The following is a 17,541-nucleotide window of genomic DNA, read 5'->3' as shown; positions in this document are numbered from 1 at the left end:
GCCCTTAGCGAAGATTACTTTTTCTACGGAATGACAAAATTGAATTAAGCCGCCATATTTGCCGCCAGATTACGCAAAGTAATGTCCAATCTAATCTTATTCGACGACGCGGCTATCCGCACTTCGCTGCTGCCGTTTACGTTCACCCGGCCGGTAGCGGGCATCCGGATCGGCATCCGGACGCTGGCCGAAAAATGGGGCGATATACTGGGCCAGACGCCATCGTACCTGACGGAGCCGTATCTGCAGGCCCGGTTTCCGCAACAGGCCGGTTCCGACAATCTGTACGTGAACGGGGCGGTTTGCCCCACAACCGTCCTGGTAGAACGGCTGGATTCGTTACAGATCGGCGAGAGCCTGATCGCGTCCAGTGGGTTACTGCTGGCCCTGCGTACCGAACATACCGCCACTGATGCGTCGCAGCTGCCGGCGCTGCCGCAGCATACCCATACCTTCGTGGCGAATCCGGGTGCTGATCCGCTCACCATTGTGCGGCACCTGTGGGATATCTTCGTCAACAACGGCGATCAGATCCGGGCCGACTATGCCCGCATCACCGCCGGTCGGGCGTCGGCCCCCCTGACCGATCCGTTTACCCGCTGCTACGCCCCCGAGAATATATTCATCGAGCCCGGCGCTACGGTACGGGCTTCCATCCTGAACGCCGAAGGCGGGCCGATCTACATTGGTCGTGACGCCACCATCAGCGAAGGGTCGGTCGTTATCGGGCCGTTTGCGCTCGGGGAGGACTCGACCGTTAACTGGGGCGCCAAGATGCGTTCCAACACCACCATCGGGCCGGGCTGTAAAGTAGGCGGGGAGGTCGGTAACTCCATTTTCTTCGGCTACAGCAACAAAGCACACGATGGATTTCTGGGTAATTCGGTCGTGGGCGAGTGGTGCAACCTGGGAGCTAACGTCAATAACTCGAACCTCAAGAACGACTATAGCAACGTTAAACTTCATTCCTACGCCACGGGCCAGCTCGAAGATACGGGCCGGATTTTCTGTGGTTTGATGATGGGCGATTTTACCAAAGCCGGTATCAGCACCATGTTCAACACCGGTACGGTGGTGGGCGTCAGTGCCAATGTCTATGGCGGAGGCTTCCAGCCGAAACACATCCCGTCGTTTTCGTGGGGCGGGGCCGACACCGGTTTCGCAACCTACCGGATCGAGAAAGCCCTGCAGGTCGCGCGCGAAGCCTTCTCGCGCCGGAACCGGGCCTTTGACGACGTCGACGAAACCATGCTGCGAACCATCTACGCCTTGTCAGACGGTTCGGACCGTTCTTACTGAGCCATGCAATTCTCCGACATCATCGGTCACGACGACACCAAACAGCTGCTGCTGCGGGCGGTACAGACCAACCACCTGGCCCACGCGCTGCTGTTCGATGGGCCCGTGGGGGGCGCCAACCTGGCGCTGGCGCTGGCGCTGGCTCAGTACGTCAACTGCGAAGACAAACAACCTCAGGATGCCTGCGGCCGGTGCGCATCCTGCGTCAAGATCCAGAAGCTGGTGCATCCCGATCTGCACATGGTATTTCCGGTGGCCAACCTGGGGAAAGGAAAAACCTCCGAAACGTACCTCGCCGACTGGCGTAAGTTCCTGCTCGACCGGCCCTACCGAACCCTGCCCGACTGGCTCGCTACCATGGGAGGGGATAATAAACAGGGCAATATTTCGGCCGAAGAAGCGCGTACTATCCTCCAGAAACTGTCGCTCAAGTCCTACGAAGGGGCGTATAAGATCATGCTGATCTGGCTGCCCGAGCTGATGAACGTTGCGTCGGCCAACGCCCTGCTGAAGGTGCTGGAAGAGCCACCCGCCCAGACCCTGTTTCTGCTCGTTACCAACCAGCCCGACAAGCTGCTCATCACGATTTTGTCGCGCACGCAGCGGGTAGCCGTGCGGGCGTTTACGGACGAGGAAGTGGCCACCTACCTGCGCCAGCAACTCAACCTCGACGAAACAACCGCCCGGCGCGTGGCCTACCTGGCCGATGGCAACCTGGCCGAAGGGCTGCGGCTGAGCCAGCAGGAAGCCGGTGGGGTGGCTGTTTCAGAGCAGCACGCCTGGTTTGCCGAGTGGATGCGCGACTGTTACAAACAAGATTTAATGAAACTGGTGAAACAGGCCGACCAGTTCGACGGTTTCAGCAGGGAGAAGCAGAAGGGGCTGTTCGACTACAGCATCCGGCTCTACCGGGATTTATTTCTGTGGCAGCAGGGGGCCGGGGCATTGCTGCGTCTGCCCGACGATGAAATGGCGTTTGTAAAGAACTTTGCCAAAGTACTAACTATCGATCATATCGAACGGATTGTAGCTGATCTCAACGAAGCGGCCTATCACCTCGAACGCAATGCCCGCGCTAAAATGATCATGCTCGATCTCTCACTTACCTTCAGCCGGGTTATACGGGCCTGAGGCTACATCATCCTGTCTCCGCACCTGTCCCTCCGCACATGAAACCGAAACAAGTTATCGGTATGACCGACCTGATCGACTTTCCCGATCTGGGCCTGTTCGAGGTGCAGGCGAAAGTCGATACCGGCGCGTTTACGTCGTCGCTGCATTGCAAGAATGTGCGGCTGGTACGGGCCGGGGAGCGAACCCGGCTGAGTTTCTGGCTGATCGGCAAAACCGGCGAGCCCGCCCGGCGGTTCTACAGTGATCAGTACAGCCAGCGCATGATCCGGAACTCGTTTGGCGTGGCCGAAAAGCGGTACGTCATCAAAACCTGCGTGGTTCTGTTCGGCCGCCGGATTCGGGCCGAGTTTACCCTGGCCGACCGCGAACGGCTCAAAAATCCCGTTCTGCTCGGCCGGAAACTACTCCGTAACCGCTTTCTGGTAGACGTTTCCCAGAAAAACCTATCGTATCAGGCCAAAGCGCCTTTGGTTCAACACACGTCTCACTCCACTACCTATTCACACAACGCCGTCTCTACCGGGACGGCTGACCCGGAATAGGTACTCATTTCACACAGACTAATGCGTATTGCCATTTTATCGGCCAATCCGAATCTATATTCGACGCAGCGCCTGCTGGCGGCCGCTACCGAGCGCGGTCACGAGGCTCTGCTGGTCAATCATCTGAACTGCCAGGTCGTCATTGAGGGCGGGCGCCCGTCGGTACTGTACGAGGGGCAGGAACTCGAACAGCTCGATGCGATCGTGCCGCGTATCGGGGCGTCCGTTACCGACTACGGCTGTGCTATTGTGCGGCAGTTCGAGATGATGAAGGTCTTCACAACGGCCAAGTCGCAGGCCATCACCCGGTCGCGCAACAAGCTCCGCAGCCTTCAGGTACTCTCCAAAGCCGGGGTCGGTCTGCCCAAGACGGTCTTTGCCAACCATCCCCGCAACGGCGACGTAACGCAGCTCATCAAGCTGGTCGGTGGCCCGCCAGTCGTGATCAAACTCCTCGAAGGCACGCAGGGAATCGGCGTGGTGCTGGCCGAGACGACGAAAGCGGCCAAGTCGACCATCGAAGCCTTCTATGGCCTGAAAAAACACGTGCTGGTGCAGGAGTTCGTAGCCGAAGCCAAAGGGTCCGACATCCGGGCGTTTGTGGTGGGCGGGCGCGTGGTCGGCGCCATGAAACGACAGGGAGTAGAAGGTGAATTCAGGTCTAACATTCACCGGGGCGGTAACGCCAGCGCCGTAACGCTCACCCCCGACGAAGAGGAGACAGCCATCAATGCCGCCCGGGCGCTGGGGCTGAAAGTGGCGGGGGTCGATATGCTGCCTTCCGAGCGGGGCCCCCTGGTGCTGGAAGTAAACTCATCGCCCGGCCTCGAAGGGATCGAAACCGCTACCGGCGCCGATATAGCCACCGAAATCATTGCCTACATCGAAGACAAAATTCGCGCCGACGAAGGCGATATCGTGGGCGTGTGAGAGTAGTGATGAGTTAGGAGTGATGAGCGATGAACGATGAGCGATGAATGATAATGGCATCATTCAAGTTAATACGATAACCGTGTTTGGGAATGAGCCGTGGCCCGTCAGGGCCTTCACAGCGTAGCGTCGGTAGCTCCGTTGGGTGTCGGCAAAAGCGATCTACCATTCATCATTCAAGTTAATACGATAACCGTGTTTGGGAATGAGCCGTGGCCCGTCAGGGCCTTCACAGCGTAGCGTCGGTAGGGTCGGTAGCCCCGTTGGATTTCGGCGAAAACGATGTGCCGTCAGGTACATAACCCGCATGGCCAGCCGCTGTATTTTACGGCTCGTTCGGCGAAAACCGCCGTTCCTAAACAACGCCAAAACCCCTGACAAACCACAACCCATGCAATACAATCTGTAATTCACCTTAATTTAGCTCATCGCTCATCACTCCTAACTCATCACTACCTAATGCCTGCGCTTGATCCTGACTTGAAGAAAGCTATTGTTCACATGCCCGGTGTGGAGAAAGATAAGCTGCTGCTGCGGCTGATTGCCAAAGATGCGGTGCTGACCGAAAAGCTTCAGTTCGAACTGGTTGAGCACAGCGCCACGCTGGACGAACGGCGCGACCTGATCCGGCAATTCATCGACCGTACGGCTAACCTCAACGCCGACTCGGCGGGCTGGCTGATGATGGATATGCGTACCGTAAGCGGTTACATTGCCCGGCATCTGAAAGTGACCAAAGACAAGTATGGCGAAGTCGAGCTGATGCTGTACATGCTCAACACCTTCTACGACCACAACGCCCACCTCCTGGCCAAGTATAACTCGCGGACCGACAAAGCCGCCGACTACATTGCCAAACGAACGGACCAGGTGCTGAAAAAAGTAGCCAAACTGGACCCCGACTACCATATCGAGTTTGCCGACGACATTCATAAGCTCCTGAGCTGGGTTCACTACGCGGCCCCCGCCCACTACGCCCGCCAGCTCGGCCTGCCCAAAGAATGGCTGGTATAAGAGTAGTACGCCAGGGAAGTCCGTTTATCGAGCAAACCTGTCCAGAAGCGTACGAACACCTGTCCGATTCTGGACAATCAAGTCCAACCCAACACAACCGAAATGGCCCATTCTGCGCAGAATGGGCCATTTTAGTTTGTGGCAAAGCATTTGTTATACATATACACAACTAATGGACAGGCATGAAAGGAACGTACCTGGGCGAGTTTGAAGAAGTGGTATTGCTGGCCGTGGCCATTCGGTCGGGCGATGCCTACGGAGCCGCCATCGTCAATGAAATCGAGCAGCAGATGGACCGGTCGGTGAGCCTCGGTGCGGTGCATTCGGCCCTGAACCGGCTGCAGGAAAAAGGGCTGGTCGACTCACAAATGGGCGGTATGACTGCCGAACGGGGTGGCCGCCGGAAGCGGCTCTATACCGTGACGGCTTATGGCCGGCGGGCGCTGGAAGAGATTAGGCAGCTGCGCAATCAGATGTGGGACGCCATTCCCCGAACCGCCTGGTCATGAAAGCGCCCCCAACAGCCGAACCCCGCTGGGCTACGCGTCTGCTGCACTGGCTCTGCCCACCCCACCGGGCCGAAGAGCTGGAGGGCGACCTCGAAGAGCTGTTCCGGCAAAGGGTAGGGGAGGTGGGCTTACGAAAAGCCCGCTGGCGGTATGTACGCGATGTGCTGAGCCTGCTGCGGCCTTCCCTGATGAAACGAGACGAGTATTCCAAACCAGCAACAACGACGATGATCCGCAACTATCTCAAAATCGCTTTCCGCAATCTGGCTAAAAACCGGGTGTACTCGTTCATCAATATGTTCGGACTGGCCTCGGGTATGGCCGTCGCGATGCTTATTGGGCTGTGGATGTACGACGAGCTGTCGTTTAACAAACAGTTCAAACACTACGACCGACTGGCTAAACTCTGGCAGTTTGTCAAATTCGACGTAGAGAAAGCGTCTTACGACGTATTGCCGATTCCGCTGGCGCAGGAACTGCGAAGCAAGTACCCGGACTTTGAATCGGTTGGTCTTTCCGTGAGCCGTAATGTCATTCTGGCCGCCGGCGAGCGGAAGCTGCTGAAAATGGGCAATTACATCGAGCCGGACGTCATCGATATGCTGTCGCTGAACGTCGTATCCGGAACGCGCTTTGGCAACACCGATATTAACTCGATTCTGCTTTCTCAGTCGCTGGCCGGCGCCCTGTTCGGCACGGGAGACCCGCTGAATAAACTGATCAGGCTCGACAACAAACAGACGGTGAAAGTAGCGGGCGTCTACCAGGATTTTCCGGCCAACAATACGTTCAGCGACGTAACCTTTCTGGTTCCCTGGGCATTTTTTGCGGCTAATGACGACGGAGCCAAACGCGACAAGGACGAATGGGACTCCAACTCGTACCAGATTTTTGCCCAGCTCAAACCGGGCGCCGATGTTGGGCAGGTGTCGGCCAAAATCAGGGACATTCGGATGAAGCGGGATAATCCGCCGGGCTATAAACCGGAGTTCTTCCTGCATCCAATGAGCAAATGGCATCTGTACGCCGATTTTAAAGACGGCGTCAATATTGGCGGACTCATTACGTTCGTATGGCTGTTCGGGAGTATCGGTGTCATTGTGCTGCTGCTGGCCTGTATCAATTTCATGAACCTGAGTACGGCGCGCAGTGAAAAACGCGCCAAGGAAGTGGGAATCCGCAAGTCGATCGGATCGCTGCGGAGTCAACTGGTGGCGCAGTTTTTCAGCGAATCGCTGTTGATGGCGGTGCTGGCCTTTGTACTATCCATTCTGTTCGTGCAGCTCACACTGCCGTTTTTCAATCAGGTATCGGAGAAGCAGATGAGCATTCCGTGGGGAAATCCACTGTTCTGGCTCGCCGGGCTAGGGTTCAGCCTGCTAACGGGCCTGATTGCCGGCAGCTATCCGGCCCTGTACTTATCCTCTTTTCAGCCGATCAAAGTGCTGAAGGGGATGATGCGCACCAATCGATCGGCTACGATTCCCCGGCGGGTGCTGGTTGGCTTTCAGTTTACGGTTTCTGTCACACTCATCATCGGCACCATCATCGTCTTTCGGCAGATCGAACACGCCAAAGACCGTCCGGTGGGCTACAGCCGCAGTGGCCTGATCGAAATTGGCATGAACGCGCCCGAACTGTACAGGCATTATACCGCTCTGCGTCATGATCTGCTGAACACAGGGGCCGTAGCGGGCATGTCCGAATCATCGAATTCAATAACCGAACAGGCTGGTGGCACAACGGATATTAGCTGGAAAGGGAAGAAAACCGACACCAAGCCACTGGTGATGAGCAATTACGTGACCCACGATTTCGGCCAAACGGTAGGCTGGCAACTCAAGGAAGGCCGCGACTTTTCGCGCGATTTCACAACGGATAGCTCCGCAATGATTCTGAACGAAGCGCTGGTCAAATTAATGGGCATCCGGCACCCGGTTGGCGAGATCGTTCGGCAGGGCGGCCGCGACTACAAAGTGATCGGTGTTATCAAAGACATGGTGAAAGAAGATCCGTTCAAGCCGGTTAACCCGTCGTTTTTCGCGGTCAACTACCGCAATGTCAACACCATCAATATTCGTCTGTCTCCAAAAGCCTCTTCTCACGAAGCCCTGGCCAACGTAGAACAGGTATTCAAACGCTACAGCCCCGACGCGCCCTTCGACTATAAGTTTGTGGATGATACGTATGCCCGGAAATTCGGTACCGAGGAGCGCATCGGCCGGTTAGCCGGTGGGTTCGCCATCCTGGCCATCCTGATCAGTTGCCTGGGCTTGTTTGGTCTGGCGTCGTACATGGCTGAGCAGCGGACCAAAGAGATCGGCATTCGGAAAATACTGGGCGCATCGGTGTTCAACGTCTGGGGCCTGCTCTCCAGAGAGTTTGTCATACTGGTAGCGATTGCCTTCTGTCTGGCCGCTCCGCTGGCGTATTACGTGCTTTCAGACTGGCTTCAGAATTATCAATACCGCACCGAACTCTCGTGGTGGATTTTTGTCCTGGCTGGCTTGGGCGCGATGGGCGTGACCTTATTGACCATCAGCTTCCAGGCCATCAAAGCGGCTCTGATGGACCCGGTAAAGAGCCTGCGCAGCGAATAACCATGAACCACCCACCCCGACCCGTTGGTGATGCGGCCGGTTTGCCGGAGCGACCCCGACCACCCCGCTGGGCTACGCGCCTGCTGCACTGGCTCTGCCCGCCCCACCGGGCCGAAGAGCTGGAGGGTGACCTGAGCGAACTATTCCAGCAGCGGGTGCAGGCGGTGGGGCTGAGCCAGGCCCGCTGGCGGTATGTACGCGATGTGCTGAGCCTGCTGCGGCCTTCCCTGCTGAAACGAGACAAGTATCCCCGACCAACCACAACGACAATGATCCGCAACTATTTCAAAATCGCCTGGCGGAACCTGGCCAAAAACAAAGCCTTCTCTGTCATTAACATCGGCGGCCTATCGGTTGGTATGACCGTGGCCATGCTCATTGGGCTATGGATGTACGACGAATTGACGTTTAATACCTACTACCAGCACTACGGCCGTATCGCCAAGGTGATGCAAAGCGCAACCGTTAATGGAGATTTTGGAGCCGGTGAGTACATGCCCCTGCCCTTAGCGAAAACATTGCAGACCGACTTCGCGGACGATTTCGAACGGGTCGTGCTGTCGTCCTGGACCCGCGAACATATCCTGGCGTATGGCGATAAGAAGTTCACCAAAACAGGAAATTACGTAAGCCCCGAAGCGCCCGACCTGCTTAGTCTGACTATGACAAAGGGAACTCGGGCAGGCCTGACCGATCCGGCCTCTGTTCTACTGGCCGCATCCGTAGCGACGGCCCTGTTTGGCGATGCGGATCCGCTGGGCAAAGTGGTGAAGATCGACAACAAACTAAACGTGAAGGTAACGGGTGTCTACGAGGACTTTCCGCACAATACCGAGTTTCGGGAAATGAGGTTTATGGCGCCCTGGGATTTATACGTTTCGTCGGAACCCTGGATTCGGGAAAATGCCGGCTGGGATAACAACTCCTGGCAAATACTGGCTCAGATCGCTCCCCAAGCCGATTTTACGAGCGTTTCCGCCAAAATAAAAGACCTCAGGCTGAAGAATGTGCCGGAAACAGCGCACGTAAAACCGGCCGTTTTCCTGCACCCCATGAGCCGCTGGCATTTGTATGACCAGTGGGATAAGTCGGGGGTGGCGGGCGGTCGGATTCAGTACGTCTGGCTATTCGGGCTCATTGGCGTATTTGTGCTGCTGCTGGCCTGTATCAACTTCATGAACCTGTCGACCGCCCGTTCCGAAAAGCGAGCGAAAGAAGTAGGCATTCGCAAAGCGGTTGGTTCTAATCGCGCCCAATTGATCAGTCAGTTTTTCAGCGAATCATTGCTGGTTGTTGGGGTGGCTTTTACCCTATCTCTGCTGCTGGTGTGGCTAGCGCTGCCTCTCTTTAACGATATCGCCGACAAGAAGTTAGTCATGCCCTGGCAGGAGCCGGTTTTCTGGCTTTCGGGCCTCGGGTTTAGTCTCGTTACGGGGCTGATAGCGGGTAGTTACCCGGCGCTTTACCTGTCCTCGTTTCAGCCCATAACGGTGCTGAAAGGCACGTCGTCAGGATTTCGGGTGGGGCGTTTCGCTACGCTACCCCGTCAGGTTTTAGTCGTTATTCAGTTTACGGTGTCAGTGACGCTCATCACCGGTACGGTCATCGTTTTCCAGCAAATTCAGCACGCTAAAAACCGGCCGGTTGGGTATGACCGAAGTGGACTGATTACCGTGGCCATGAATACGCCGGAACTGTTTGGTCACTACAACGCGCTGCGGAGCGAGCTGATCGGAACGGGTGCCGTTGTAGACATGGCTACCTCATCGTCGCCCACCACCCAGCTGGGTTCGCGACAAATCGGCTTCGACTGGGTAGGTAAAGACCCGGCTATGAAAGAGCAGTTAGGGGTAATGGCCGTAACCCATGACTTTGGCAAAACGGTGGGGTGGCAATTTGTGGCAGGGCGGGATTTTTCCCGGACCTTTTCGACCGATTCGTCCGGCCTGATATTGAACGAAACGGCTGTTAAGTACATGGGGCTGAACGACCCCGTGGGCAAGGTCGTGAAATGGAATGGCAAGCCCTTTCAGGTTGTGGGGGTGATCAGGGATATGGTCATGGACTCGCCGTTTGCGCCGGTTTACCAGACGGCTTTCCTGCTGAATTACAACTGGGCTGGTGTCATCAACATCAAGCTGAATCCGCGGCTCAGTGCCAGCGAATCGCTCGCCAGCGTGGAAGCCGTATTCCGGACGTTTAATCCCGGCAGTCCGTTCGATTATAAATTCCTGGATCAACAGTACGCGCTGAAGTTTGCGGCCGAAGAACGCATCAGCACGCTCGCTTCCATCTTTGCCGTACTGGCTATTTTCATCTCCTGTCTGGGTCTGTTCGGGTTAGCGTCGTTTACGGCCGAGCAGCGAACCAAAGAGATTGGCGTTCGGAAAGTGCTGGGCGCATCGGTGCTGAATCTGTGGAGCCTGCTCTCCAAAGACTTCGTTTTTCTGGTCCTGATTGCCTTTGGTATTGCCACGCCCATTGCCTGGTATTTTCTGAGCGGCTGGCTTCAGAAGTACGAATATCGCACGGAGCTGTCGTGGTGGATTTTTGCCGCGTCGGGCGCGGGTGCTCTGGCGATAACCCTGCTGACGGTCAGCTTTCAGGCCATCAAAGCGGCTCTGATGGACCCGGTAAAAAGTCTAAGAAGCGAATAGCAGCCACCTCCACTGACTCTGTCTGCCTCACCGGGCCGGAACGCTATAGGGTGGTGCCAAACCGGCCATGGCTACCCGGCCCGGCTCATCGGCCGTACTGGCTGGGGCAAAAATATCGGCGGTATTCGTTACCGGCAGCCATGCGTATGATCTGTTTTGGTTGTACTATTGGTCCCTGAAATCCTGGCTTTTATACCCCGTCTGTCATGGCCTCTTCTCAACGTAGTGCAGGGCCAGTCAACCCTATATTTCCCGGCGGTGCTCCAGCGCTACAGCGGTTTGTCGATCAGACCAGGCGCCCCCTGTCCGTTGCTACCAGTGGGACGGTATTTGTCGAGTTTGTGGTTAATGCTGATGGCTCCGTCGGAAACTGTATTGTGCGTAAAGGGATAAACACAGAAGCCGATCTGGAAGCGGTTCGGATCGTGGCCAGTATGCCTGCCTGGACACCAGGCACTGTAGATGGAGAGCCCGCCCGGTATAAATTCATCCTGCCCATTGACTTTACCGCTGGTATATAACGGGTAGTCTGTTTGCTTAATTTTTCATGGGTGCACGTGTCTAACCGAAATGACGGATGGAAATCAATAAAATTATAGTTACAGTGCTGATCGCCATTTTATACCTCAGGGTAGTTGGGTTTTCCAGTGCTTCAGGGATCGGTTTACTGTTTACCTTGATTGTGTTGGCGAGCAAAAGAAAAGTATGGTTCAATTGATTGTACGGTTTTTACTACAAGCTGTACCGTGTATTTTGTTGATAATCTATTTGGCTATGTATTGAAAATTTTTTGATAGCATAATTATGTAAAGAACGAACAGTAGGCCCGGCACTATTGAAAGAAGAAAACGATTCGTAGCATTAGTAGACAAGGTTAGGTCTTTCCTTTTTATAAGAAAATAAGCTGAAAGGTAGCCTGATATTACAGTGAGACAAAGGGGTACCACAAACACCAATTTGATTAAAGTAAACTCGGTATCTCTCAAGGCTGATACTGTAAATATAGCTGACCAGGGCAGAATAGCCACAGTGCATAAAAGTCCTCCTAAATAGCCTGTTCTCATCTTGTAGACTAGCAGGGGAGGTATGACAACAAATAACGAAACACAGCCTGCTATCGCCAAAACCGGTACGTAGCCAGCCATGCCGGCCGACAAACCCCATAAAAAAAGTAGTAAGTATAGGTTCGTTATAGAGGCCCCTATGTTTAGGAAATACAATTTCATGCGCCCGAGCTGTGTACGAATAATTAATTTATGTTTTGCTGTATAACTACAGGTGCGTTATTTGTATTTTTTAGCTCCAGTCTATGTATAATAATCTACACTTGCCCGCTTAAACTGTGTACTGATTATATACTAGAATACTGAGTTCGGTTGATGCTTTCGTTGCTGTTCTATCGTGGAATCAGTTTTCGATCAGCTGACTAATTATGTCGGATAATTGCTTTTGTAATTGTCCAAAATCGACAGTACGTTTCTTCCTGTCGGTAAGAAACAAGATACTCAAACGGGCGTTTCTCTCCTGATTTAATTGCTGATTATTTTTTACCCGGCGCTTTATTTTTTTGGTAATACTCTTCGATGCTTCGAGTATAAAATTGTCATTCTTACCCATAACCACCTTTAGTTCATTTGCTTTGATTGGCTGTTTAAAGTCAATGTAGTACCATTCTACCTCCCCTGGATCGCCCAGTAGATCTATTTGTTCACCTATGTAGAGTTTACAGCCCTGCGTTGTGTCAGCCCACGCATCATAGCGGTGTACCATGGTTATTGCGTTGAGGTAGGCGTGTTGCCTGATCAGACGTGCCATATCCGTAACGAGTGCATTGGCCGAGCGATAACTCACCGAATCGATCAACTCGTTCTTTGCCAAAGCGGCCTGCATCAAGCCTGCCAATCCTAAAACAATAAGTGCTTGTTTCATAAGTGAACATACATTTCTGACTTGACCCTAGGAGTGGTACGTTGGCTGAAAAACTATTTTTTCTATTGGGCAAGATAGCCTGGCAGCGGATTTAACAAACAGACGGTATGGAGCGGCTGGATACTATTGCGGTAAAATCAGCACTAAAATAGCATATACCAGATTGTCAAGGCACTGCCCGTCAGGCAATACACCGGCATTTACATAGTAACAAATCCAGGTTTGCCTGCAATACGGAAACCTGGCCTGCAAGGATACAGCCTCTTGCCCCCATTAATTCACAACAGGCGTTTCCTGGTCTGTACCTGGTAGTGTGTAACGCGCTGTCTGCCCGAATTTACCCGCCCGGCCTGCCGAAAAGAATGGCGGTATGAACCGGGGTGGCCAAACCTCAACTACGCCTATCAGGTTATACAGTACTAACCCACTGGTTTACGAGTATGGCTTCTACAGTTCTCATTACCGGCGGAACGGGCACCATTGGCCGTCGGCTTACGCAATTGCTTCAACAACAGGGCTATCAGGTAGCGTACCTGAGCCGAACCAACAAACCGGTTCCGAACGTAACCGTATACCAGTGGGATGTTCAGCGCGGGCAGATCGACCCCAGGGCTATTCAGACGGCCGATCATATTATCCACCTGGCCGGGGCCGGGGTGGCCGATGAGCGCTGGACCGACGCCCGAAAGAACGAAATCCTGACCAGCCGTACGCAGTCTACCGAGCTGATTGCCAAAGCGCTGTCGGAGAACCCGAACCAGGTCAAATCGTTTGTCGCGTCGTCGGCCATCGGTTTCTACGGGGGCGACACCGGCGATCGGCCGCTGAACGAAACCAGTCCGGGCGGGGCCGACTTTCTGGCGCAGGTGACGCGGGCCTGGGAACGCGCCGAAGACCAGGTGGCTGCCCTTGGCATCCGGACCGTGAAGCTCCGGACCGGGGTGGTGCTGACGATGGACGGGGGGGCGCTGCCGAAGCTGGCCCAGCCGATTCGGCTGGGAGCGGGGGCGCCGATCGGATCAGGTCAGCAGTATATCTCCTGGATTCATATCGACGATCTGTGCCGGCTCTACATCCAGGCGCTCGCGGACGAGTCGTGGCAGGGTGTTTACAACGCCGTAGCGCCGACGCCCGTCACCAACGAAACCCTGACGCGTGCCATTGCCGAGGTGCTGAAGCGCCCCATGCTGCTGCCCAATATTCCCAATTTTGTCATTAAGCTGATGTTTGGCGAAATGGCCATCACGGTCATCGGCGGCAATTACGTCCTGAACAAACGCATTGCGGACGAGACAAACTTCCGCTACCAGTACGCCGATCTGACCAACGCGCTGAACGACCTGCTCAGGTAAAAACAAAGCCCGGCGGTGCCGGGCTTTGGCATAATAATGGTCTTTTGTCGGCAATCGGTGAGGCCTAGCTCCACTCGCGGTCCCAGGAGTCGCGTTCGTTCCAGACGTCGGTGGGGGCGAACCAGGTGGCTCCTTTGCGGAGATACTTCTTGGCTACCTCTTCGTTCAGATCGACACCCAGGCCCGGGCGGTCGGGTACTTTCACGTAGCCTTTTTCTACGATGGGCCGGATGCCGGTCACGAGGTCTTCCCAGCCTGCCACGTCAACGCCGTGGTGCTCGAGCGCTACGAAGTTCTCCGTGGCCGCAGCGCAGTGGATATTGGCCATCATGCTGATCGGCGATCCGGCAAAGTGCATGGCCATCGGAATGCCCGCATCTTCGGCATAGTCGCCAATTTTCTTGGTTTCGAGCAGACCACCCGACGAAGCCAGGTCGGGGTGTATCATGTCGACGGCGCGGGCGTCGATGAGCTTGATGAACTCTTCTTTCAGGTAAATATCTTCGCCCGTCAGGGTGGGCGTTTCGATGGCGTCGGAGATTTGTTTCCACTGGTCGGTATAGAACCAGGGCACCATGTCTTCGAGCCACGCCAGCCGGAAGGGTTCCATCGCCTTGCCGATCAGAATGGCCGTATTGACGTCGAAGTGACCGAAGTGATCGGCCGCCAGCGGGGTGTCATAGCCAACGATTTCGCGGACGCGGCCTACGTGCTCGGCCAGTTTATCGATGCCTTTTTTGGTAACCTGAATGCGGGTGAAGGGGTGTTTGGTCATGGCGTAGTTCCCCATTTTGCCGCCGGTTGTCGGGTCGTAGGCTCGTTTCACGCTCCATTGGCTGGCGCCCACCAGCATGCCCGGCTGGTCGGCCAGCATCCCGATACCAAAATCCATCTTCAGGAAGGAATAGCCCGCATCCCGGCGCTTGGCCATGTTGACGGCAAACTCGTCGTAGTTTTTTCCTTCGGGGGTGTCGGCATAGAGCCGGATAAAATCGCGGTATTTGCCGCCCAGAAGCTGGTAGGCCGGTACACCATAGGCTTTACCCGCCAAATCCCAGAGCGCCATCTCAACCCCGCAAACGCCCCCGGCCGCCCGGCCGTGGTTCCCGAATGGTTTGATGAGTTTGAACAACTGCTCCACGTTACAGGGGTTTTTACCCAGTAGTCGGCTCTTGAGTGCCAGCGCGTAATTGGCACTGGCCCCATCCCGTACTTCGCCCCAGCCAACCAGGCCCTGGTTGGTGTCGATCCGGATGATGGGGCTCGTAAACGGAACCCCCGCCAGGATAGCTACCCGCAGGTCAGTGATCTTCAGCTCAGATGGTTTCGAGTCGCGCGGCACTTTCTGCGTGATAAATTCCAGCTCCTGATCGGGTTTGCCGTCGAAGAGCATACCGAGTGACAGACCACCCAGACCCGCATTGCGAATGAACTCACGGCGGTTGGCAGCATCGCCCGAGGAAGGCGCCGGGGTGAGACGAGATAAAAACTTCTTCATGGTAAAGGGTTGTCTTGATATATGGCTATTAATACCTAAAATAGGTCAATGTCAGTATTTTACTTATAGACCCAGCTTTTTGGTAGAAAATCAGAGAAATCCAGTACGATCCTATACCCCCCAAGAAGATGATAAAAAGACTAGTACTTGCCTCGACCATTGTCGTTTCGATGAGCCTGGTAGCGCAGGCCCAGCGGGTGGGTTCATCGCCCGAGTACATCAAGGCACTGACCGCCAACTGGAAAGGCGACCGCCTGCCCGACGGGCGTCCCAACGTGCCCGACCTGGTGCTCGAACGGCTTCAGAACTGCACGCTCGAACAGATCTGGGGGTATCTGGGTAATAAAGGCTACCGCAATCAGGTCGAAAAAAACTGGATTATTCTCAAGCCGGGCGAAACGATGACCGGCCGGGTGGTAACGGCGCAGTTCATGCCCACCCGCCCCGACCTCGACAGCCTGGTCCGGGCTCAGGGAAAAGCCGAAGGACGGTCGCAGAAAGGCGGGATTAACATCTGGCCGATCGATGTGTTGACTAAGGGCGACATCTACGTGGCCGATGGCTACGGAAAAATAAAAGACGGCACGCTGATCGGGTCGAGTCTGGGAAATGCTATCTACGGCAAAACCGGCAAGGGAGTCATCTTCTACGGATCGGTACGGGATATGCAGGAGCTGAAAGATACCAAGGGGTTCAACGCCTGGGTAAAAGGCCATGACCCATCGTACATCAAAGACATGACGCCCACCTCCATCAATGCCCCCATCCGGATCGGCGATGTAACGGTACTGCCCGGCGATGTGGTATTTGCCAACGAGTATGGCACCGTATTTATCCCGGCTCATCTGGTAGAAGGTCTTGTGTCGGCATCGGAAATGACGGCCCTGCGCGATGAGTTTGAGCGGGTGCTGCTGCAGCAGAGCAAATACCCCTCCGGCGAAATCCACGGCGACTGGTCCGACAAAATCAAAGGCGAGTTCCGGCAGTGGGTGGCCAAGTATCCCAAGAAGTTAGCCATTACCCAGAAAGACATCGACGCGTACCTGGCCAAAGAAGGCCACTAATTGATTCGGACGAATGAAACGTATGATTACCTGCCTGACGCTGGTCGGCCTGATTGGTTACGCCAGTCACTCGTTATCCGCACAAACCATCCCGAAAGATGAACTGGTCTTTCTGACGTCCGAATGGAAAGGCGACCGTTTCCCCGACGGTCGCCCTAAAATTCCGGACGCGCTGCTGGAGCGGGCCAGACACATCGGCATCGACGACGCCTGGACGGTGTTAAAAAACGAAGGCTACACCAATCAGTTCGAGGGCGGCTGGAAACTGATCAAAGACGATGTGCCGGTCATTGGGCGGGCCGTTACGGCCATGTTCATGCCCAGTCGGCCCGATGTGGAAAAGAACATCAAACAGCGGGGCACCACCCAGCAGGGCCGCAAAGGAAATACCAACGCCTGGCCAATCGATGTGCTGACCAAAGGCGATGTATACGTGGCCGATGCGTTCGGGAAAATTGGTGGTGGTACGCTGATGGGTGCCACCCTGGGTAATGCGATCTTCAGCAAAACCGGTAATGGCGTGGTGTTCAACGGAGCCGCCCGCGACCTGCAGGAGTTGCAGCAGATCAAAGGGTTCAACGCTTTCGTGCGCGATTTTCACCCGTCTTTTCTGGAAGAAATGGTGCTTATGGGACTGAACACGCCCATCCGTATGGGAAACGCCATGGTGCTGCCGGGTGATCTGGTGATTGCGCAGCGTGAAGGGGTACTGTTCGTACCGGCCCATATGGCCGAACAGGTTGTCAGCACGGCCGAGTTTGTGGTTCGTAAAGATCAGTTCGGCTTCGAGATGGTAAAGTCGGGCCGGTACACAACCGGTCAGATCGATAGCCAGTGGAACGACGAGATCAAGACTGATTTTCTCAAATGGCTCGGCGGCCATCCGGAACTGGGTACCATGACCAAACCCGAACTCGACAAAATGATGAGCAAACGAACCTGGTAATACGCCCCTGGTGACGGATGGTTTATTGCTGACGCGCAGGTGGTCCGTGGGGACACGGACCACGGTG

14 protein-coding genes are annotated in these 17,541 nt (G+C 55.2%); 12 read left to right on the top strand and 2 right to left on the bottom strand.

What is annotated here, in order from left to right; genetic code table 11:
- Positions 1 to 81 precede the first annotated feature (81 nt).
- The 9 genes from B1C80_RS27225 to B1C80_RS27185 all read left to right on the top strand — a co-directional run bounded on the left by B1C80_RS27225 (position 82) and on the right by B1C80_RS27185 (position 11,206).
- On the top strand, positions 82 to 1,299 hold the full coding sequence (locus B1C80_RS27225; protein ID WP_077924369.1) for a GlmU family protein: 1,218 nt from the start codon (positions 82 to 84) through the stop codon (positions 1,297 to 1,299).
- A 3-nt stretch (positions 1,300 to 1,302) separates the two neighbouring features.
- Positions 1,303 to 2,430, top strand: a complete 1,128-nt coding sequence (holB, locus tag B1C80_RS27220; RefSeq protein WP_077924368.1) for a DNA polymerase III subunit delta' — start codon at positions 1,303 to 1,305, stop codon at positions 2,428 to 2,430.
- 38 nt (positions 2,431 to 2,468) lie between these two features.
- The gene (locus tag B1C80_RS27215) at positions 2,469 to 2,975 is read left to right on the top strand and encodes an ATP-dependent zinc protease (protein WP_369822756.1); all 507 of its coding nucleotides are present in this window, start codon (positions 2,469 to 2,471) and stop codon (positions 2,973 to 2,975) included.
- Between the two features lie 21 nt (positions 2,976 to 2,996).
- Positions 2,997 to 3,905, top strand: a complete 909-nt coding sequence (rimK, locus tag B1C80_RS27210; RefSeq protein WP_077924366.1) for a 30S ribosomal protein S6--L-glutamate ligase — start codon at positions 2,997 to 2,999, stop codon at positions 3,903 to 3,905.
- A gap of 459 nt (positions 3,906 to 4,364) precedes the next feature.
- Entirely contained in the window at positions 4,365 to 4,919 is a 555-nt protein-coding gene (locus B1C80_RS27205; RefSeq protein ID WP_077924365.1) for a hypothetical protein, read from the top strand.
- A gap of 182 nt (positions 4,920 to 5,101) precedes the next feature.
- The gene (locus B1C80_RS27200; RefSeq protein ID WP_077924364.1) at positions 5,102 to 5,428 is read left to right on the top strand and encodes a PadR family transcriptional regulator; all 327 of its coding nucleotides are present in this window, start codon (positions 5,102 to 5,104) and stop codon (positions 5,426 to 5,428) included.
- On the top strand, positions 5,425 to 8,028 hold the full coding sequence (locus tag B1C80_RS27195; RefSeq protein ID WP_077924363.1) for an ABC transporter permease: 2,604 nt from the start codon (positions 5,425 to 5,427) through the stop codon (positions 8,026 to 8,028). Before B1C80_RS27200 ends, B1C80_RS27195 begins: the two co-directional genes overlap by 4 nt.
- Positions 8,029 to 8,030: 2 nt before the next feature.
- Positions 8,031 to 10,685, top strand: a complete 2,655-nt coding sequence (locus B1C80_RS27190; RefSeq protein WP_077924362.1) for an ABC transporter permease — start codon at positions 8,031 to 8,033, stop codon at positions 10,683 to 10,685.
- Positions 10,686 to 10,891: 206 nt separating this feature from the next.
- Complete coding sequence (locus B1C80_RS27185) at positions 10,892 to 11,206, top strand: energy transducer TonB (RefSeq protein WP_077924361.1); 315 nt, start codon at positions 10,892 to 10,894, stop codon at positions 11,204 to 11,206.
- Between the two features lie 886 nt (positions 11,207 to 12,092).
- Here B1C80_RS27185 and B1C80_RS27175 read toward each other — a convergent pair.
- Positions 12,093 to 12,614: a hypothetical protein gene (locus B1C80_RS27175; RefSeq protein WP_139361757.1), complete on the bottom strand. Its 522-nt coding sequence runs from the start codon at positions 12,612 to 12,614 to the stop codon at positions 12,093 to 12,095.
- 440 nt (positions 12,615 to 13,054) lie between these two features.
- Between B1C80_RS27175 and B1C80_RS27170 the strand changes: the two genes are divergently transcribed.
- Entirely contained in the window at positions 13,055 to 13,966 is a 912-nt protein-coding gene (locus B1C80_RS27170; RefSeq protein WP_077924358.1) for a TIGR01777 family oxidoreductase, read from the top strand.
- A 64-nt stretch (positions 13,967 to 14,030) separates the two neighbouring features.
- Here B1C80_RS27170 and B1C80_RS27165 read toward each other — a convergent pair whose 3' ends face one another.
- Positions 14,031 to 15,464, bottom strand: coding sequence for a mandelate racemase/muconate lactonizing enzyme family protein (locus B1C80_RS27165; RefSeq protein ID WP_077924357.1), 1,434 nt, complete (start codon positions 15,462 to 15,464; stop codon positions 14,031 to 14,033).
- Positions 15,465 to 15,592: 128 nt separating this feature from the next.
- On the opposite strand from B1C80_RS27165, the gene B1C80_RS27160 reads away from it, so the two are divergent.
- Both B1C80_RS27160 and B1C80_RS27155 read left to right on the top strand, forming a co-directional pair.
- Entirely contained in the window at positions 15,593 to 16,528 is a 936-nt protein-coding gene (locus tag B1C80_RS27160) for an RraA family protein (RefSeq protein ID WP_077924356.1), read from the top strand.
- Positions 16,529 to 16,541: 13 nt separating this feature from the next.
- The gene (locus B1C80_RS27155; protein WP_077924355.1) at positions 16,542 to 17,474 is read left to right on the top strand and encodes an RraA family protein; all 933 of its coding nucleotides are present in this window, start codon (positions 16,542 to 16,544) and stop codon (positions 17,472 to 17,474) included.
- Positions 17,475 to 17,541: the final 67 nt, after the last annotated feature.

This window comes from Spirosoma sp. 209 (assembly GCF_002006735.1).
Lineage (GTDB): Bacteria > Bacteroidota > Bacteroidia > Cytophagales > Spirosomataceae > Spirosoma > Spirosoma sordidisoli.
Note: the sequence above shows the minus strand (reverse complement) of the source record. Positions and strands in the feature narration are given on the sequence as shown.